The organism is Bradyrhizobium sp. 195, from assembly GCF_023101665.1.
Taxonomy (GTDB): Bacteria; Pseudomonadota; Alphaproteobacteria; order Rhizobiales; family Xanthobacteraceae; genus Bradyrhizobium.
This window is the reverse complement of sequence record NZ_CP082161.1, coordinates 2376848-2395801: the sequence shown is the minus strand read 5'-3', so window position 1 is coordinate 2395801 and position 18954 is coordinate 2376848. Positions and strand designations below refer to the sequence as shown.

Here is an 18954-nt window from a genome sequence, read left to right as displayed (position 1 = left end):
CACCTCTCCCGCTTGCGGGAGAGGTCGGCGCAACGCGCCGGGTGAGGGCTCTCTCCTCTTGGGGAGTGCCCCATTGCGGAAACACCCTCTCCCAGCCCTCCCCCCGCAAGCGAGGGAGGGAGCGCACCTACGCCGCCGCAGGAAGCGAGTCCATCCCAATCGCTCACGTCCCCACACACAGCGTGGCGCGCTGCTTGCGCAGCAGCGCGATCACCGAGAGCGCCGTGATCAGGCCGGTCTTGGGATTCTCCGACGGGATATTCTCGATCGCCATCGAGAAGCGCGCTGAATCCGCCTCGACCTCGATGCGGTGAACGTTGCGCGTCACGGTCGGATCGGCCCAGATCTGCACCTGGGTACGATCCGGCCCGACGCCCGCGAGCGACAGCGCCACGGCGACATTGAGATTGGCTGGAAAGCCCTTTGCTGCTTCCCGAGCGCTCCCCTCGAACAGTTTCAGCGGCTCGCTCAGCTTGTCGATGTCGATGTTGTTCGCGACGATGAACGGCGCGCCCTTCAGCCCGTCGATCGGCTTGCGCGTGACCATCCTGACCGAATGAATGGTGCCGACCGCGGCGGCATTGACGGCATCGAGCCCGATCAGGGCGCCTGTCGGCACGAGGATGCGGCCGCCATTGGCGCGGGCGAGATCGACGAGATCAAAATTATCGAGCAGCCCGCCGACGCTGACCACGACCGCGGCCTTGCCGCGCTTCACCGCGGGCTCAACGATCGCGCGCAACTGGTTGCTCGGCGCACATTCCACCACGATGTCGGCGGCTTCGCCGAGCTGGCCGATGGGCAGGACCTGCGGCGGGCGGCGGAGGCTATCGAGGAACGCCCGATGCTTTGCGGGATCCCGCACCGCCACCGCGGATAGCACTAGCCCTTCGATGCCCTGATCGAGCGCTGTCGCGATCTTGGTGCCGATCGAGCCCAAGCCCGCGATGGCAACCCGCAAGTCGTTTCGTTCGGTCATCGCATCCCACCCTCTCGTCACGCCAACGTCATAGCCTCTCAAGCCTCCCGCGCATAGCTGCGCAGGCGGGCATCGAGCACCTCCAGCATCGCATCGCGGGCCGGATCGCGCGAGCCGCGCAGCCATGCGGCAGCAAGCGGCAGCCGACCGACCGGGCCGCTCTGCTTCGGCCGCAGCGACACGAAGCGCACGCCCGTCACCGCCATCCGCGCGGTCCAGCGCGGCACGATCGCGACTCCGAGCTTCGTTGCGACAAGATTGATGATGGTTTGCTTCTCATCGGCAACCTGCACCATGCGCGGCGTCAACCCGGCCTGTTCGAACAGCTTCATCGTGAGGTCGTGGCTGTGCGGCCGCGAACGGCGGTCCGGTACCAGCATCGCCTCCTCGGCGATCTCGGCCAGCGTGATCGACGTCCTCTTGGCCAGCGCATGCCGCTGCGGGAATGCCACGATCGCGGTCTCCTGGAGCAGATCGCGGAATTCGAGCCGCTTGTCCGCACTGGTCGGCGGCCGAACAAAGGCGAGATCGAGCGCGCCGGTCAAAATCTTTGGCAGCAGCCGGACGGTCTTGTCCTCGAGAAGCTGCACCGCGATGTCAGGATGTTTTGCACGGAAGTCGCGCAAGAGCGCCGGCAACAGCCCGGCCGCGGCACTGTCGATGGCGCCGACCCGGAATTTTCGAGCAGCCCCCGCGCGCGAGCGATTGCGCAGATTGCTCGCGACCGCCTCGACGCGGGCGAGGATGGCGCGCGCATCGCGCAACAGCGTCGCGCCATCTTCCGTCAGCGACACCGCACGCGTCGTCCGCGCAAACAGCCGCGTGCCCAGATCCTCCTCCAGCAACCTGATCTGGCGGCCGAGCGCGGAGGGCAGCATCTGGAGATGCTGCGCCGCGCGGCCAAAATGCAACTGCTCGGCCGCCGCCACGAAGCATCGAAGCTGTTGCAATTCCATTCCGTATCCTCTCGTCCCGCGCCACGATGATTATATCATTTTTTTGTATAAACCAGCGTCAATTGAGTCTGCCCTGCACTCCCGTCTAGACTCGCCGGCAACGCAGACGGTCGGACAGGCCGGCGCGATCTCTCACACGGAGCATTCCCATGCGCACCCATTCGATCGCAGCAATCCCCGCCGACGGGATCGGCCCCGAGGTGATCTCGGCCGGTGTCCGCGTGCTGGAGGCGCTGGCGAAGCGCAGCGGCGACCTTACTTTCAACGTGAAGACGTTCGACTGGGGCTCGGACTATTACAAGAAGCACGGCGTCATGATGCCGGCTGACGGCCTCGCTGAACTGAAGAAGTTCGACGCGATCTATTTCGGCGCGGTCGGCGCGCCCGATGTGCTCGACCACATCACGCTGTGGGGCCTGCGGCTGCCGATCTGCCAGGGCTTTGACCAATATGCCAATGTGCGGCCAACCAAGATATTGCCGGGCGTCGCCTCGCCGCTGCGCAATGTCGGCGTCGGCGATCTCGACTGGGTGATCGTGCGCGAGAACTCGGAGGGCGAATATGCCGGCATGGGCGGCCGCGCGCACAAAGGCCTGCCGGAAGAGGTCGGCACCGAAGTGGCGGTCTTCACCCGCGTCGGCGTCACCCGCATCATGCGCTATGCGTTCCAGCTCGCGCAGTCGCGTCCGCGCAAATTCCTGACCGTCGTGACCAAGTCGAACGCGCAGCGCCACGGCATGGTGATGTGGGACGAGATCGCGGCCGAGGTCGCGACCGAATTCCCCGACGTCACCTGGGACAAGATGCTGGTCGACGCCATGACGGTGCGCATGACGCTGCATCCGAAGAGCCTCGACACCATCGTCGCGACCAATCTGCATGCCGACATCCTGTCCGACCTCGCCGGCGCGCTGGCCGGCAGCCTCGGCGTGGCGCCGACCGGCAATATCGATCCGCAGCGGCGCTTCCCCTCGATGTTCGAGCCGATCCACGGCTCGGCCTTCGACATCACCGGCAAGGGCATCGCCAATCCGGTCGCGACCTTCTGGACCGGCGCGCAGATGCTCGAGCATCTCGGCGAGATGGATGCCGCCTCGAGGCTGATGACCGCCGTCGAGCGCGTCTGCGCCGCCGGTGTGCTGACGCCCGACGTCGGCGGCAAGGCGACGACGAAGGAAGTGACGGACGCCGTGATCGACGCGATCCACGGGTCGAACGTCTAATTTGAGATTACACCCTCCACCGGTTCGGTGCACCTCTCCCGCTTGCGGGAGAGGTCGCCGCGTAGCGGCGGGTGAGGGTTCTCTCCTCTTGGGGGTTCTCGATTGCGGAGACACCCCCTCCCCAGCCCTCCCCCGCAAGCGCGAGAGAGGGAGCGGACCGTCTCCCCGACAGCGATGGGATAAGGCGCCCTACTTCCGCCCTGCCGGTGCTACCGCCGGCGGTGTCGCCATCGCGGCAGCCGGCTCGGGCGGCGTCAGATGGCGCGGCACGATGATGGTCTGGCCCGGGGTGAGCTGCGCGTTTTCCGGCAGCGAATTGCTCTGCGCGAGCGTCCACAGCGGCACGCGATTGGCGGCGGCGATGCTCTCCATGGTGTCGCCGCGGCGCACCGGCAGTCGCACGCCGCTATCCCACAATTCGACCAGGGTATTCGCTGGCACGAGATAGCGTAGCGGCACGGCATTGGCTTGGGTCTGCGGCGGAATGCGCGGCAACTGCGTCACCATCTCGACGATCTGGCGATGGATGTCGTCGGACTTCTCGATGTTGATGTGCGAGACGCGCGCGTTTTCCTTCAGGTCGTAACTCGCATAATGGCCGCGAAAGCCGGGGACCGCGACGACGTCGCCGCCGCCGAGCACGCTGTCGGACAGGAAGATGTTGATGAAGCGCTCGACATTGAGCGGCACGTCACCGGTCGCGTGCGCGGGATCGATGGCGATGACGAGGCTGATCGGGATGTTCTCCTTGGCCGCCATCTCGGAGATGACGATCGAGCACAGCCCGCCCATGGAGTGGCCGATCAGCACGATCGGCGCCGCCTTCTCCTTGTAGCTGGAGATGACGCGATTGCCGATGAACCGGCACAGGGTGAATTCATAGACGTCGGCGGAGAAGCCGGCCTGGGTCAGTTTCTCGCCGAGCCGGTCCATGCCGGTCGAGAAGATGGGGCCCATGGCACCACGGAACAGGTAGATATTCGGCGGCGGCAACGGCTCGAACGGCGGCGGCGGCGGCGCGGCAGGTACGGCCGCAGCGGGCTTCGACTTGGCGGGTGAGGCAGCGGCCATGCCGGGGCTCAAGGCGAGCAGTGCAACGGCTGCCAGCGCGACTAGTCGCCTCAGATCAATCATCAGTCCGCAGTCCCACCACGGGAGGCAAAGTCCCCCTCCGGGGGCTTAGTGACCACCGATTGGGTGGATTTTGGGGCACGGAACCGGCGGCCTCCTCTGGGTCCGCCGCGTATCCGCGGGGCGTAACGGGCTTTGCGACGATCGGCCTCAGGTCGGCTCCCCGAAGGCTAGAACGGCAGAATCCGGTTCAGCAGTTCGAGCAGCGTGCGTTGCTCGGCCTGACTGAGCGGCGCCAACATCCGTTCATTATAGGGCTGCGTCAGCCTTGCCCCGTCCTGAATGAGTTTTGCGCCCCTTGGCGTGAGCATCAGCTCGACGGCGCGGCGATCGGACTTCGAGCGATGGCGCTTGATGAAGCCGGATGATTCGAGCTCGTTCAGGATCTTGATCAGGTTCGGCAGGCGTAGCCGGAGCACGCTGGCGAGGCTGCTGGGGGGAACGCCGGGATTATCGCGAATGATCGCGAAGATCGCATAGGTCGCGGGAGTCAGGCCCAAGGCGGCGAACTCCTCGTAGAAGGCTTCGAAGAACTTCAGCTGAGCGAGGCGCAGCATGAAGCCGGGCGTCCGCTGCAGCGCGCGCAGGTCCAGCGGTGTCTCCGATGGCGGAGCGGACTTGGCTCCGGGTCTCAGTGCTTTCGAGCTCATGATCCTCGATCCGCGGCGGCGACCATAAGTCGACCGAATTGACACTCTCAGAAATAGCTATAAAATATAACTATTATATAGCGGCACCAAGACCGCTCATGGGAGGGAACAATGAACAGCAAATTCCTGCATAAACTATGCATGTTGGCGGCAATGCTGACGGCCGCACCGGCATTCGCCCAGGACGTGGTGAAGATCGGCATCCTGAACGACCAATCGGGTCCGTTCGCCAGCTATCAGGGCATCGGCTCGGTCGTGGCCGCCAAAATGGCGGTCGAAGACTATGGCGGAAAGGCCGCCGGCAAGCCGGTCGAGGTCGCCGCCGCCGACCATCAGAACAAGACCGATATCGGCATCGGTATCGCCCGGCGCTGGTACGAGAACGAGGGTGTCGATGCGATCTTCGACCTTCCGAACTCGTCGATCGCGCTGGCGGTGGCCGGCATGAGCGCCGAGAAGAACAAGGTCTTCGTCGGATCGGGCGCCGGAACGGTGCTCCTGACCGGCGAGAAATGCACGCCGAACACCGTGCACTGGACCTACGACACCTATGCCTATGGGCGCGGTCTCGGCAAGGCGATCGTGCAGCAGGGCGGCAAGAAGTGGTTCTTCATCACCGCCGACTATGCCTTCGGCCATGATCTCGAGAAGCAAGCCGCAGAGGCCGTGAAGGCGTCCGGCGGCGAGGTACTCGGCAGCGTGCGGCATCCGCTGGGAACGGCCGACTACGCCTCTTTCCTGCTCCAGGCCCAGGCGTCGGGCGCGAACGTCGTCGGCTTCGCCAATGCTGGCGACGATACCATCACCTCGATGAAGCAGGCCGCCGAGTTCGGGCTGACCAAGGACCGCAAGCTGGTCGGATTGATCCTCGGCATGAACGGCCTGCCCGCACTCGGCCTGAAGTTTGCGCAAGGCGCGCAGATCATGAACCCGTTCTATTGGGATCTGAACGACGGCACGCGTGCTTTCGCCAAACGCTTCGCCGAACGCATTCCCTCGAAGGCCTATCCGAACGACATGCAGGCCGGCGTCTATGCCTCGGTCATTCACTATCTCAAGGCCGTCGACAAGGTCGGCGGCGCCAAGGACGGCAAGGCCGTGGTCGCGGCGATGAAGGAGTTGCCGACCGACGATCCGCTGTTCGGCAAGGGCAATATCCGCAAGGACGGACGCAAGATCCATCCGCTCTACCTGCTCCAGGTCAAGGCCCCCGAGGAGTCGCATTCGGCCTGGGATCTGCTGAAGGTCGTCGCCACGATCAAAGGCGAGGACGCATTCCGCTCCGAGAGCGAAGGCCACTGCCCGCTGACCAAGTAATAGCGGCTGGGAGCTGACCATGAGCGGCATTGCATCCAGTCCGGTCGACCCGTTTGCGCCTGACTTCCTGATCGACCCCTATCCCGCCTATGAGGCGCTACGGGCGCTCGGGCCCGCATTCGCGTTGGAACGCTACGGCGTGTGGGCGATGGCAGGCTATGCCGAGGTCGAGCCGGCCCTGAAGGACTGGAAGACCTTCATCAGTGGGGAGGGCGTCGGGCTCCACGGGATGAACCCGGCGCTGCCAAAGCCGCTGACGCTGCAGATCGATCCGCCGGACCATGACAAGGGCCGGCGGGTGCTCGGCCGCACGCTGTCTCCGGGCGTTGCCAGGAAACTGCGCGAGACGTTCCAGCAGGAAGCGGAGAGAAAAGTTTCGGAGCTGATCGACAAGGGCACGTTCGATGCCGTGACCAATCTTGCCGAGGCCTATCCGATGAAGGTGTTTCCGGATGCGATCGGCATCCGGCCGGACGGCCGCGAGAAGCTGCTGGCCTGGAGCACGTTCGTGTTCGACAGCTTCGGCCCTGACAACGAGATCCAGGCCGCGTCGCGCAAGGCGGGCCTGGCGGCGCAGAGCTGGATCATGGAATGTTGCGCGCGAGCTGCGCTACAGCCCGACAGCCTCGGCATGATGATCTACCAGGCCGCCGACGACGGCGAGATCACCGAGCACGAGGCGACGCATCTGGTGCGTCCGTTCCTCACCGCGGGGATCGATACCACCGTCAACGGCATCGGCAACACCCTGCTCGCGCTCGCGAACCATCCGGAGGAATATCGCAAGCTGCATCACCGGCCTGAGCTGGCGCGCAATGCTTTCGAGGAGGGCCTGCGTTACGATTCACCGATACAGACGTTCTTTCGCACCACCTCGCGCGACGTCGAGATCGGTGGCGGCGTGATCCCGGCACACCGCAAGGTGCTGCTGTTCATGGCCTCCGCCAACCGCGATCCCGCGCGTTGGGACAAACCGGACCGTTTCGAGGTGGAACGGGTCGCGACCGGGCATGTCGGCTTCGGCGCAGGCATCCACGCCTGCGTCGGTCAGATGATCGCGCGCCTGGAAGGCGAATTGATCTTCAGCGAGCTCGCGAGGCGCGTGAAGACCATCGAGCTCACGGCGGAGCCGAAGCGCAGGCTCAATAACTCGCTGCGCGGGCTCGCGAGCATGCCGGTGCGGGTGACGGCTGCCTAGTTCCTTGCCGGAGCCGTCGCGGCCGCTGCGCGCGCGGGACGCGGTGCGCCGGGTTCGGCAACCGGCGCCGGGGCGCGTGAGCGCATGATCGCTGCGTCGATCTCGGCGATGACGCGGCGCTGGATCGCCTCGTTCTTGTCGATCGAGATATGGCCGACGCCAGTGCCGCGCACGTCGACATTGTCGAGCTTGCCGCGGAAACCGTCGGCGCGCTTCACCGGCTCGCCGGGACCATCGCCGATATAGATGTTGATGTAACGCTCCGCGCCGGTCGAGAGCCTGGTCTTGAACACGGAGTCGAGGCCGATCGCGAGCTTCACGGGCACGCCGAGCCGATTGAGTTTCGCGATCATGTCGGGCAGCGCGGTCGCGCCGGAGGAATGGCCGACCAGGACGATGGTCTTGAGCCGGCCGGCCTTGTAAGCGGTCGCGGCTTCATCGGCGAGCGAGGACCAGGAGACGAAATTGGCGACGGTCACCGGGACGCCCTGCGCCTGGAGCCGGGCACCGATCGTGTCGAGCCCAAGCGAGAAAATGTTGAGCACACCGCGAAGCAGGTAGACATGCGTGGTCGCGGCCGCGGCCTGGCTGGGCGCGGCCTTGGCGGTGGTCGGGTTGATAACAATAGCTGACAGCAGGAGCAGGCACATCGCCCACACGCGGAGGGCGGACAACTGGCTGGCGCCGGCGGTGTGACGGCCGTTCGGTCTCATCGATCTATTCCCTGGGGACAATACGCTTTGCGATTGGCCGGAATCGTAGCCACGGCCTGCTCGCAGACGCAACAAAGAGGCACGTGAACGGCAATCTTAGCCACAGCCCGTGACCATCGCGCAACACACCTGCCTGAAACATGCCACCAAAGGGCCTGTTTTGGGACCATTTTTCCCCGGGCAATTGCGGCCGGGCAAGTGCGTTCCTATTTCAGGGCTCCGCTGACCTCCCTCCCCGGACGGTTCCAGCCTCCCCTCCCAGCCTTTGCCCCCAGCCTTGCGGCCATCATGTCCTCAATCATTTCCGTCGCCAATCTGTCCAAGACCTATGGGTCCGGCTTCACGGCGCTCAAGAACGTCAATCTCGATATCAAGCGCGGCGAGATCTTCGCGCTGCTCGGTCCCAACGGTGCGGGCAAGACCACGCTGATCTCGATCATCTGCGGCATCGCCAATGCCAGCGAAGGCCGCGTCCTCGTCGGCGGCGAAGACATCCGGACCTCCTTCCGCAAGGCGCGCTCGCTGATCGGACTCGTGCCGCAGGAATTGCACACCGACTCCTTCGAGAGTGTGTGGGCCACCGTGAGCTTCTCCCGCGGCCTGTTCGGCAAGCCGAAGAATCCTGCCCATATCGAGAAGGTGTTGAAGGACCTCTCGCTCTGGGACAAGAAGGACAACAAGATCATCACGCTGTCCGGCGGCATGAAGCGCCGCGTGATGATCGCCAAAGCGCTGTCGCACGAGCCGCAGATCCTGTTCCTGGACGAGCCGACCGCCGGCGTCGACGTCGAGCTGCGCAAGGGCATGTGGGAGGTGGTGCGCACCCTCCAGCAGTCCGGCGTCACCATCATCCTCACCACGCATTACATCGAGGAAGCCGAGGAGATGGCCGACCGCATCGGCGTCATCAACAAGGGCGAGATCGTGCTGATCGAGGACAAGACGACCTTGATGCAGAAGCTCGGCAAGAAGCGGCTGACGCTGCATCTGCAGAACAAGATCACGTCGCTGCCGGAAAGCCTCAGCCATTACGAGCTCGAACTCTGCGATGCCGGCGCGACGCTGGTCTACGACTACGACACCAAGGGCGAGCGCACCGGCATCACCAGCCTGCTCGGCGATCTCCGCACCGCCGGCATCCGCTTCAACGATCTCGATACGACGCAATCGTCGCTCGAGGACATCTTCGTCGATCTCGTGAGGACGTCATGAACCACCGCGCCATCCGCGCCATCTATCTGTTCGAAATGGCGCGCACCTGGCGCACGCTGCTGCAAAGCATCGTCTCGCCGGTGGTTTCCACCTCGCTGTATTTCGTGGTGTTCGGCGCCGCGATCGGCTCGCGCATCAGCCAGGTCGAGGGCGTCAGCTACGGCACCTTCATCGTGCCGGGCCTGATCATGCTCTCGGTGCTGACCCAGAGCATCGCCAACGCCTCGTTCGGCATCTACTTTCCGAAATTCACCGGCACGATCTACGAGATCCTGTCGGCGCCGATCTCCTATTTCGAGATCGTGCTCGGCTATGTCGGTGCCGCCGCGACCAAATCGATCATTTTGGGCCTCATCATCCTGGCAACAGCCGGTCTGTTCGTGCCGCTGCACATCCAGCACCCGGTCTGGATGCTGGCCTTCCTGGTGCTGACGGCGGTAACGTTCAGCCTGTTCGGTTTCATCATCGGCATCTGGGCCGATGGGTTCGAAAAGCTGCAGATGATCCCGATGCTGGTGGTGACGCCACTGACCTTCCTCGGCGGCAGCTTCTATTCCATCGACATGCTGCCGCCCACCTGGCGCACGGTGGCGCTGCTCAACCCGGTCGTCTATCTGATCTCCGGCTTCCGCTGGAGCTTCTATGAGATCTCGGATGTCAGCGTGTCCGTCAGCATCGGCATGACGGTGGCGTTCCTAGTGATCTGCCTGGTCGTGATCTGGTGGATTTTCAGGACGGGGTACCGGCTGAAGAATTGAGCTGTCATTCCGGGGCGTGCGAAGCACGAGCCCGGAATCCATTCATCCACTAACTCTGCTGCCTGATGGATTCCGGGCTCGCGCTACGCGCGCCCCGGAATGACGGCGGTGGCCATCACCTATAGCAATGGAAGTGGTGATATCCGTGATAATAGCCGCGGCAGCGGTGGCGGTAATGACGGTGGGGAATTCCAAGCACGCCCTCGACTGCGCCAACGGCGCCGCCGACACCGGCACCGACGACGCCTCCAACAGCGCCGCCCACGGGGCCGGCGATCCGGTTACCTTCATAGGAGCCTTCCTGGGCGCCGCGTACGATGCCCTGGGCGTGGCCGGCTTGCGGCAGTGACAACAGCGCGAGCAGAAGGGCAGCTGCGAACAGCAGGCGGCCGGGCAAACTGGCCGGCAAAGGCACGGCGGCGAGACGGGCTTTGTTCATCTTCGGTCCCAGGGGCATCATGCGGGGTGAATGGCGGCGAGCGCGCCTGTCAAAGGTAGGCGATCATCAACGCACCGAGCGGCGGAATGGTTGCGCCTTTGTGACGAATTGTCGGCGTTGTGCACGCGCGCCGCTCGCGAAAATGTCAGCGCCGCCGCAAGCTACGCGGCACAAAGCGGCCTTGCTTACGCCCGCCGTCGCGTTAACGATGGGCAGGCAGGCCGCTGGAACCAAAGCCGGATTGCAGGCATATTGGACGCCGGGGACAGAGAGCCGCGGCGCCTAGCGTGAACAGGCCGGAGGCCAGAATTCAAATGCGTTTCCAGATACGTTCATTTTTCATTGCTTTCACATCCCTGATGCTTTTGAGCGCGGGCACCGCGCAGGCCAAGGTCGAGATCACCGTCGACAAGGACAACCAGCAGATGACCGTCGCCGTCGACGGCGTGGCGCGCTATCACTGGCCGGTGTCGACCGGCATCCCCTCGCGCGAGACGCCGAGCGGCGCGTTCCGTACCTTCCGGATGGAAGAGGATCACTACTCCAAGGAATTCGACGACGCGCCGATGCCGCACGCGATCTTCTTCACCAAAGTAGGTCACGCCATCCACGGTACGGACTCGGTTGGCCGCCTCGGCTCGCCCGCCTCCCATGGCTGCGTGCGGCTGTCGCGCCAGAATGCCTCGACGCTCTATGCGCTGGTGCAGCAGCAAGGCGTGCTCAACACCACGGTGACGCTGACCGGCTCGTCGCAAGTGGCCCTGGCACGTAATCCGCGTGGCCGCGCCAACACTGCGGTGGCGCGAGCTCCGCAGCAGCCCACTGAGGAGCAATACGCCACCACAGGCGATCCCGTGAACCTGACACCGCCGGCGCAGCCTGCCCGCCGCTACATGCCGCAGGACGACAACTACATCTATCCCGCTGACGGCAGCGACACCGGCGCGCGCTATCCCGCGCCGCGCTCGGCCAACCGTCCGCTCTACGACGCGCAGGTCTATCAGCAGCAGCCGCAGCAATACTACAATCAGGGCTACGGCGGTCAGCAGGGCTATTATCAGCCACAGCCCCGGCAGGTTTATCAGCCTCGCGGCTATTACTATCAGAACTGACGCGGCCGTCCGCGGTCGCCATCGACCGCTCTCGCCGATTAGCACGAGCAGCAGATATCCCTTCGAGGCACCATGCCATCACGTGCCGCGACCATCGTGACCGTGTTCTCGATTCTGATGGCGGGACAAGCCATGGGATTCGACCTCGAGGCGCATCGCGGCGGGCGGGCGCTATTGCCGGAAAACACCCTGCCGGCCTTCGCCAACGCGCTGTCGATGGGCGTGGACACGCTGGAGCTCGACGTCGGCGTGACCGCGGACGGCGAGGTCGTCGTCTCGCACGAGCGCGGGCTCAATCCTGATCTCGCGCGCGATGCAGGCGGTGCCTACGTCGCCGCACCCGGCACCCCGCTCGTGAAGCTGCGCCTCGACGAGGTCAGGACCTATGACGTCGGCCAGATCCGGCCGGACAGCGCCTATGCGAAACAATTCCCCGACCAGCGGGCCCTGCCGGGGACACGCATTCCCACCCTGAGCGAGCTGTTCGCGCTGGTGCGAAAATCCGGCAACTCGCGTGTACGCTTGAACATCGAGACCAAGATCGATCCGAACCATCCGGACCAATCCCTCGACCCGCAAGCCTTTGTCGCAAAGCTACTGGGACTGATCGAGACCGAAACGTTTTCCGACAGGGTCATGATCCAGTCCTTCGACTGGAGAACCTTGCAGCTCGTCCAGCAACAGGCTCCGAAGATCCCGACGGTGTACCTGACGCTCCAGCGCGGCTCAGGCCAGACGGTGGCGCTGGACAAGGCCACCAACTGGACGGCGGGCTTCAGCCCGGCCGATCACGGCGGTTCGCTGCCGTGGACGATCAAGGCTGCGGGCGGTGCGATCTGGTCGCCCTATTTCGGCGATGTGACCGCCGCGCTCATCTCGGAGGCCCACGACCTCGGATTGCGCGTGGTGGTGTGGACGGTCAACAAGCGCGAAGACATGACGCGGATGATCGAGCTCGGCGTCGACGGCATGATCTCGGACAGGCCGGACCTGTTGAGAGCCGTCGCGGGCGAGAACGGAATTGCGCTGCCGGCGGGGACGCCGGTCGAGCCGTAGAATCGCTCTCGTGTCCCGGACGCGGTGCAGCGTGCAACGCTGCTCCGCAGAGCCGGGACCCAGAACGCCGCAGCATGGGCCCCGGCTCTGCAGCGCATCACTTCGTGCTGCGCAGCCGGGGCACAAAGCACCCAGACTTGCAGCTCTACTCCCCGTCCCTCAAACGCCGATAAAGCGCGCCCAGGATGTTGGAATAGTCGTCGGTCCAGACCCGCACCCTGTCGTCGGCTTCGGTCTGCTCCCATGATTTGGAGGCGGCGAGCCGGCCGATATCGGCATCCTCGCGCGCGGAGATGACGACGTCGGTCGAGAAAATGTAGTCACCATCGCGTCCCGAATCCTCATTGAAGACCCAGCTCTTGAGATCGTTGGCATCCGCAATGCCGACCACGACGGTCTCGAGATCGAGGTGGCGGTTGGAGACGTGCATGACCACGGCACCGTGCGGCGCGAGCTTATCCTTGTAGATCTTCATCGCCTCTTCGGTGGCAAGATGGATCGGGATCGCATCCGACGAATAGGCATCGACGATGATGAGGTCGTAGGCGCCGTCGGGCTCCTTGGCGAAGGTGAGGCGCGCATCGCCGATCACCGGTTTCATGTCCGGCAGGCAGTTCGAGATGTAGCGGAAATTTTTGGGATCACGCGCGGCATCGACCATCGACTGGTCGATCTCAAAAAATGTCCAGTCCTCGCCAGGCGCGGCCGCACAGGCGAGCGTGCCCGATCCGACGCCGATTGCGGCGACCTTGAGCGGCGTAGCTTTGCGCTCGCGGATCGCGCTGACGGCCTGACCAATGCCGCCATCCTTGTGATAATAGGTGATCGGCTCGGGCCGGCCAGCGACCGGCGTGCCGTCATTGTTGCGGAAACGCTCGGCGCCGTGGATGGTGGTGCCGTGCATCAGCACATGGAAATAGCCACCGGGCGTCACCACGATCTTGTGCACGCCGAAGAAGCTGCGCACCGTGGTGACGCGGCCCTCGTCCGCCGGATAAACCCGGATCAACGCCAGCGCGAGCGCGACGGTCGCAAAAATCTTCCAGCGGCCGGCGTTGAGCGCCAGCGCGAGCAGCGCTGCGAGCACGCCGACGCTGCCAGCGACCCAGACGCGGTGATCTTCGAACCAGGTCGAGAGGCCGCCCGTGGTGGTGGACGGCACGACGAGCGCCACCGCGAGCGCGGCGAGTGCGAGCCAATACCATTTGACGATGCCCGCAAGCCGCTCGTTCGCAAGCGGCCGGCACAGCGCAGCAAGCGCGATCAGGATCGGATATTCGGCGATCCACGAGAAGGTGAACGGCGCGAGCAGCCCCGCGAACAGGCCACCGACCATGCCGCCGAACGACAGCGCGACATAGAAGCCGGTGAGATATTTGGCGGCCGGCCGCGTCCGCGCCAGCTCGCCATGGCACGCCATGGCGATGACGAAGAAGCAGAGCTGATGACCGCCGAGCGTCAGCAGCAGGTTCTGCTCGCCGCCGAAGGCCAGCAGGACGACGACGCCCGCGATCGCGACCGGCTGCAGCATCAGCATCCATTTGTGCGGCAATAGCGGCCGCGACTGGAACACCACCACCCAGGTGAGCAGATACAGCGACAGCGGCAGCACCCATAGCAGCGGCGCCGCCGCGACGTCGGTCGAGATGTGCGCTGTGACGGCGATGAGCAGGCCCGACGGCACGGCGGCGAGGAAGATCCAGCGCAGCCGCGTCACGAAGCCCGGCGCCGGCGCATGCGCGTCCTCGGCTCGCGCATCGACCTCAGCCAGCTTCGGCGAGCGCAACAACAGCACACCGCAGGCGCCGATCAGGAGGATCAGCAGGCCATAGCCGGCGGTCCAGAACCGGTTCTGCGTGTGCAGCGTGAATATCGGCTCCAGCAGGAACGGATAGGACAACAGCGCAAGGAAGCTGCCGATGTTGGAGGAGGCATAGAGGAAGTAGGGATCGTGTCCGGCCGGATGGCCGGTGCGGACGAACCAGGCTTGCAGCAGCGGATTGTTCGCGGCGAGCGCAAAGAACGGCAGGCCGATCGAGACCACGAACAGGCCGAGCAGCCAGAAGGCATAGCCCGAAGCGGGCGGCTCGCCATAGGCGGAGGCGATGCCGAGCGGCAGCGTGGCGAAGGCCGCGATCAGCAGCACCAGATGCACCGCGACCGGAACGATGCGGCGCCTCGCCTGCATCAGCAGATGCGCATAGGCGTAGCCCGCCAGCAGCAGCGACTGGAAGAACACCATTGCCACCGACCACACCGCCGGCGAGCCGCCGAGCCGCGGCAGCACCATTTTCGTGAACAGCGGCTGCACCGAGAACAACAGCAGAGCGCTGACGAAGATCGCCGCGGTGTAGACCGTCAGCAGCAGCCGGTTGCGCGACGAAGACGGCTGCTCCGTGGCGGCAGGTTGCACGATCGAATCCATGAGCGCTCCGGCAAACATTCCCCGGCGGGCGCCGGACGCGCGCAATGGAGCACAAGGCGCCTGAACGGGCAATAAAGGGGGTCGTGATGTTGCCGCGAGAAATGCCTGATATACAGATGTCGTTCCAGCGCGATGCGAAGCATCGAACCCGGAACCTCGAGATTCTCCGGTGCGGACCCCCCACCGTAGTCGCGCTCCGCAACGCCCGGAATGACGGTGGATTGGACTTGAACTGATCATGAGCGAAACCGACGTCGTCATCATCGGCGCGGGCCATAACGGCCTCACCTGCGCAGCCTATCTCGCGATGGCGGGCCTGCGCGTGCGCGTGGTCGAGCGCCGCAAGGTGGTCGGCGGTGCCGCGGTCACCGAGGAGTTTCACCCGGGATTCCGCAATTCGGTCGCGGCCTACACCGTGAGCCTGCTCAATCCGCAGGTGATCCGTGACCTCAAGCTCGCCGAGCAGGGCCTGCGGATCGTCGAACGGCGCGCCCAGAATTTCCTGCCCGCGCCTGACGGCAGCTATCTCCTCACCGGCGAGGGACGGACGCAGGCATCAGTCGCGCGGTTGAGCGCGCATGACGCGGTCGCGCTCGAGGGGTTTTCACGCGAGCTGGAAGACATCGCCGACGTGCTCAGGCAGTTCGTGCTGCGCGCGCCGCCGAACCTCGTCGACGGTTTTGGCACGGCGGCCGTCCGCGAAGGCGTCAACGCCTGGAAGACCGCCAACATCCTGCGGGGTCTCACCCTGGAACAGAGCCGTAGCCTGCTCGATCTCTTCACCCGCTCGGCCGGCGAGATGCTGGACGAGCGCTTCGAGCATGATCTGGTCAAGGCGCTGTTCGGCTTCGACGCCATCGTCGGCAACTATGCCAGCCCCTACGCCGCCGGCTCGGCCTATGTGATGCTGCATCACGCCTTCGGCGAGGTGAACGGCAAGAAGGGCGTCTGGGGCCATGCCATCGGCGGCATGGGCGCGATCACGCAAGCGATGGCGCGCGCGGCAGGCGACCGTGGCGCTGTGATCGACACCGACGCGGGCGTCCGCGAGATCATCGTCGAGCGCGACCGCGCCGTCGGAATTGTGCTGGAAAACGGCGAGACGATCCGCGCGAAATATGTCGCGGCCAATGTCAATCCAAAGCTGCTCTACACGCACCTGGTCGCGGCCGAGGCACTCCCTGCGGACTTCCTCGCACGCATCCGGCACTGGAAGAACGGCTCCGGCACCTTTCGCATGAACGTGGCGCTGGACCGACTGCCCTCCTTCACGGCGCTGCCGGGCGAAGGCGATCATCTCTCATCCGGCATCATCCTGGCGCCGAGCCTCGACTACATGGACCGCGCCTATCTCGATGCGCGTGCGCAAGGCTGGAGCCGGGAGCCGGTCGTCGAGATGCTGATCCCCTCCACGCTCGACGACACGCTGGCGCCTGCGGGAAAGCACGTCGCCAGCCTGTTCTGCCAGCACGTTGCTCCTAGGCTTCCCGCCGGAAAGTCGTGGGACGACCATCGCGACGAGGTCGCCGATCTCATGATCGCGACGGTGGATCAATACGCGCCGGGTTTTGCGGGAAGCGTGCTCGGCCGCCAGATCCTGTCCCCGCTCGATCTCGAACGGCAGTTCGGGCTGCTGGGCGGCGACATCTTCCACGGCGCGCTGACCTTGAACCAGTTGTTCTCGGCACGGCCGATGCTGGGCCACGCCGATTATCGCGGGCCGCTCAGGGGCCTCTACCATTGCGGCTCCGGCGCCCATCCCGGCGGCGGCGTCACCGGTGCCCCCGGCCATAACGCCGCGCAGGCGATCTTAAGGGATCACCGCTCGCTGTTCGGAAGCCGTGGATAGGTCTGTGGATCTCTTGTGGACGGGCTGTTGAATGGTCTGTGGAAAGACCGACCGATGCTCGACCAAAACGTCGAGGCGCCCTGGGGAAAGTCGGTGGAAGATCGCAGGGACAATGGCGGGAGAAGCCGGTGGATAGCGTCCCGTCAAGCAGCGGACAATCTGTGAATATCGAAAGCGCTCGCCAAAAAACGACCTCGCCCGCCAGGGGAATCCCCTCGCGGGCGGTGATCAGGAATAGCCTCAAAAGAAAAACAGCCCCCGCTGGGAAATGGGGCGGAAATTACTTCAAGGAGGTGCTAATCGAAGTGAACTTATCGTTCAGGGTGGTGCCCAGGTTGTTCACCACGGTGATGATCGCCAGAGCGATGCCCGCGGCAATCAGGCCGTACTCGATCGCGGTTGCACCGGACTCATCCGACCAGAACTTCTGAATCATGCTTTTCAAGTCTCGCCTCCGTTTCAATTCCGAGCTGTATTGGCTTAATTCGACACCCGGAAATGTACGGGACACAGCCTACGTCCCGGTTAACCCGGGAACCGCAAGTTATGCGGTAAATTGGGAACAAAAGTTCCAAAAATTGAACTCAACGGAACCCTGAATGCAGCCTTCTCCGACCCATCGCGCCAGCTTTTCGATCGGCAGCGAGGCCGACGCCAGGCGCGTCGTCGACGTGCTCACCGAGGTATTTTTCGAGGGCGATGCGGCGGTCGCCGCCTTCGAGCGCCCGGACGGACAATGGGACGTCACGCTGCATTTCGCCGAGGCGCCCGACCAGGTGCTATTGCGCGAACTCGTTGTAACTTCGGCAGGAAATGAGATTGCCGATACCCTCATCTTCGACACGATGGAGGCCAAGGACTGGGTCAAGGCCAGCCTGGAAGATCTCGTCCCGGTGCCGGCCGGCCGTTTTGTCGTGCACGGCAGCCACGACCGCGGCCGCGTGACGGCGAATAAGCTCAAGATCGAGATCGAGGCCGCGCTCGCCTTCGGCACCGGCCACCACGGCACCACCCGCGGCTGTTTACTGCTGCTTGACCATGTCCTGAAGAGTTCCCGTCCGAGGAACCTGCTCGACCTCGGCACCGGGACGGGCGTGCTGGCGATCGCCGCGGCGAAAGCATTGCACCGCCACGTGCTCGCCTCCGACATCGACCCGCCGTCGGTGCGGGTGGCGGCCGAGAATGCGGGGCTGAATGAAGTTGGCAACCTGGTGCGGGTGATTCGCGCCACCGGCTTCGCCGCGCCGGATTTTAGCCAGGCCGGTCCGTTCGACCTGGTGCTGGCCAACATCCTTGCCAACCCGCTCAGGCAATTGGCGGGCCCGATGGCGCGGCATCTCGCGCCCGGCGGACGCGTCATCCTCTCCGGCCTGCTGACGCACCAGGCCCCCGCCGTGATCGCCGCCTACCGCGCGCGCGGCCTCGTGCCGTTGAAGCATCTGCGGATCGAGGGGTGGAGCAGCTTGCTGCTGCGGAAGATGGGATGGCCAGCGGTGCCGTAGGGTGGGCAAAGCGAAGCGTGCCCACGCACTTTTTGCGACCGAGAGAGATGGTGGGCACGTCGCTTCGCGCCTTTGCCCACCCTACGAAGTTCGCCCACCCTTCGGCATCATCGATGCCGCTACTCCGCCAGCTTCTCGTCGCGGCGCATCGCGTGCTCGTCTTGCAACGTACGCCTTGCGCGGCGCTCGGCGATGCGGTCGATCATCTGGCTGATGACGCTGCGCGGCTTCTTCGGTGCCGCCGGAGTCGGAGCCCGACGCACCGGCGGCGAAATCTTCTCAAACGTGAACGCTGGCATCGTGTGTCCCCTCATCGTTGAGATGAACCACCTGCTCGAATTTCCCTGTTATCCGGACAAAGCGCGACTGCAGCATCCTTACTCCACTCGACTCGAGTGGAACCATTTCAAGCACGGTCCATGCCAGATGCGACG

18 protein-coding genes are annotated in these 18954 nt (G+C 64.7%); 9 read left to right on the top strand and 9 right to left on the bottom strand.

Annotated features, from left to right (window positions below):
* Positions 1 to 163: 163 nt before the first annotated feature.
* Together IVB26_RS11085 and IVB26_RS11080 are read right to left on the bottom strand one after the other, a co-directional pair.
* A complete protein-coding gene (locus IVB26_RS11085; RefSeq protein WP_247971691.1) occupies positions 164 to 979 on the bottom strand; it encodes an aspartate dehydrogenase in 816 nt (271 codons plus the stop codon).
* Between the two features lie 38 nt (positions 980 to 1017).
* Positions 1018 to 1935: a LysR substrate-binding domain-containing protein gene (locus tag IVB26_RS11080; protein ID WP_247971690.1), complete on the bottom strand. Its 918-nt coding sequence runs from the start codon at positions 1933 to 1935 to the stop codon at positions 1018 to 1020.
* Between the two features lie 149 nt (positions 1936 to 2084).
* Here IVB26_RS11080 and IVB26_RS11075 point away from each other — a divergent pair, with 149 nt between their 5' ends.
* The gene (locus IVB26_RS11075; protein WP_247971689.1) at positions 2085 to 3158 is read left to right on the top strand and encodes a tartrate dehydrogenase; all 1074 of its coding nucleotides are present in this window, start codon (positions 2085 to 2087) and stop codon (positions 3156 to 3158) included.
* A gap of 189 nt (positions 3159 to 3347) precedes the next feature.
* Here the strand turns inward: IVB26_RS11075 and IVB26_RS11070 are convergent, their stop codons facing one another.
* Both IVB26_RS11070 and IVB26_RS11065 read right to left on the bottom strand, forming a co-directional pair.
* Complete coding sequence (locus tag IVB26_RS11070) at positions 3348 to 4292, bottom strand: LysM peptidoglycan-binding domain-containing protein (RefSeq protein WP_247971688.1); 945 nt, start codon at positions 4290 to 4292, stop codon at positions 3348 to 3350.
* Between the two features lie 167 nt (positions 4293 to 4459).
* The gene (locus IVB26_RS11065) at positions 4460 to 4939 is read right to left on the bottom strand and encodes a MarR family winged helix-turn-helix transcriptional regulator (RefSeq protein WP_247971687.1); all 480 of its coding nucleotides are present in this window, start codon (positions 4937 to 4939) and stop codon (positions 4460 to 4462) included.
* 111 nt (positions 4940 to 5050) lie between these two features.
* Between IVB26_RS11065 and IVB26_RS11060 the strand changes: the two genes are divergently transcribed.
* On the top strand, positions 5051 to 6256 hold the full coding sequence (locus IVB26_RS11060; RefSeq protein ID WP_247971686.1) for an ABC transporter substrate-binding protein: 1206 nt from the start codon (positions 5051 to 5053) through the stop codon (positions 6254 to 6256).
* Between the two features lie 19 nt (positions 6257 to 6275).
* On the top strand, positions 6276 to 7454 hold the full coding sequence (locus IVB26_RS11055; protein WP_247971685.1) for a cytochrome P450: 1179 nt from the start codon (positions 6276 to 6278) through the stop codon (positions 7452 to 7454).
* On the opposite strand, the gene IVB26_RS11050 is transcribed toward IVB26_RS11055, so the two are convergent.
* Positions 7451 to 8167 carry a hypothetical protein gene (locus IVB26_RS11050; protein WP_247971684.1) on the bottom strand — a complete coding sequence of 239 codons (717 nt, stop codon included), beginning with the start codon at positions 8165 to 8167 and terminating at the stop codon, positions 7451 to 7453. The two genes, IVB26_RS11055 and IVB26_RS11050, sit on opposite strands and share 4 nt — an antisense overlap.
* A gap of 288 nt (positions 8168 to 8455) precedes the next feature.
* On the opposite strand from IVB26_RS11050, the gene IVB26_RS11045 reads away from it, so the two are divergent.
* The gene (locus IVB26_RS11045) at positions 8456 to 9379 is read left to right on the top strand and encodes an ABC transporter ATP-binding protein (protein ID WP_247971683.1); all 924 of its coding nucleotides are present in this window, start codon (positions 8456 to 8458) and stop codon (positions 9377 to 9379) included.
* Positions 9376 to 10137, top strand: coding sequence for an ABC transporter permease (locus tag IVB26_RS11040; RefSeq protein ID WP_247971682.1), 762 nt, complete (start codon positions 9376 to 9378; stop codon positions 10135 to 10137). Before IVB26_RS11045 ends, IVB26_RS11040 begins: the two co-directional genes overlap by 4 nt.
* A 115-nt stretch (positions 10138 to 10252) precedes the next feature.
* On the opposite strand, the gene IVB26_RS11035 is transcribed toward IVB26_RS11040, so the two are convergent.
* Entirely contained in the window at positions 10253 to 10576 is a 324-nt protein-coding gene (locus IVB26_RS11035; RefSeq protein ID WP_247971681.1) for a hypothetical protein, read from the bottom strand.
* Positions 10577 to 10890: 314 nt separating this feature from the next.
* Between IVB26_RS11035 and IVB26_RS11030 the strand changes: the two genes are divergently transcribed.
* Together IVB26_RS11030 and IVB26_RS11025 are read left to right on the top strand one after the other, a co-directional pair.
* Complete coding sequence (locus IVB26_RS11030; protein WP_247971680.1) at positions 10891 to 11688, top strand: L,D-transpeptidase; 798 nt, start codon at positions 10891 to 10893, stop codon at positions 11686 to 11688.
* Positions 11689 to 11760: 72 nt separating this feature from the next.
* Positions 11761 to 12744, top strand: a complete 984-nt coding sequence (locus IVB26_RS11025; RefSeq protein WP_247971679.1) for a glycerophosphodiester phosphodiesterase — start codon at positions 11761 to 11763, stop codon at positions 12742 to 12744.
* Between the two features lie 145 nt (positions 12745 to 12889).
* On the opposite strand, the gene IVB26_RS11020 is transcribed toward IVB26_RS11025, so the two are convergent.
* Positions 12890 to 15169, bottom strand: a complete 2280-nt coding sequence (locus IVB26_RS11020; RefSeq protein ID WP_247971678.1) for a class I SAM-dependent methyltransferase — start codon at positions 15167 to 15169, stop codon at positions 12890 to 12892.
* A 238-nt stretch (positions 15170 to 15407) separates the two neighbouring features.
* Between IVB26_RS11020 and IVB26_RS11015 the strand changes: the two genes are divergently transcribed.
* Positions 15408 to 17018, top strand: coding sequence for a phytoene desaturase family protein (locus IVB26_RS11015; protein WP_247971677.1), 1611 nt, complete (start codon positions 15408 to 15410; stop codon positions 17016 to 17018).
* A gap of 280 nt (positions 17019 to 17298) precedes the next feature.
* Here the strand turns inward: IVB26_RS11015 and IVB26_RS11010 are convergent, their stop codons facing one another.
* Positions 17299 to 17454 (bottom strand): Flp family type IVb pilin, encoded by a 156-nt coding sequence (locus IVB26_RS11010; protein ID WP_404979164.1) that lies wholly within the window; start codon positions 17452 to 17454, stop codon positions 17299 to 17301.
* A gap of 163 nt (positions 17455 to 17617) precedes the next feature.
* On the opposite strand from IVB26_RS11010, the gene IVB26_RS11005 reads away from it, so the two are divergent.
* Positions 17618 to 18520 carry a 50S ribosomal protein L11 methyltransferase gene (locus IVB26_RS11005; RefSeq protein ID WP_247971676.1) on the top strand — a complete coding sequence of 301 codons (903 nt, stop codon included), beginning with the start codon at positions 17618 to 17620 and terminating at the stop codon, positions 18518 to 18520.
* Between the two features lie 119 nt (positions 18521 to 18639).
* On the opposite strand, the gene IVB26_RS11000 is transcribed toward IVB26_RS11005, so the two are convergent.
* Entirely contained in the window at positions 18640 to 18819 is a 180-nt protein-coding gene (locus IVB26_RS11000) for a hypothetical protein (protein WP_247971675.1), read from the bottom strand.
* Between the last annotated feature and the right edge of the window lie 135 nt (positions 18820 to 18954).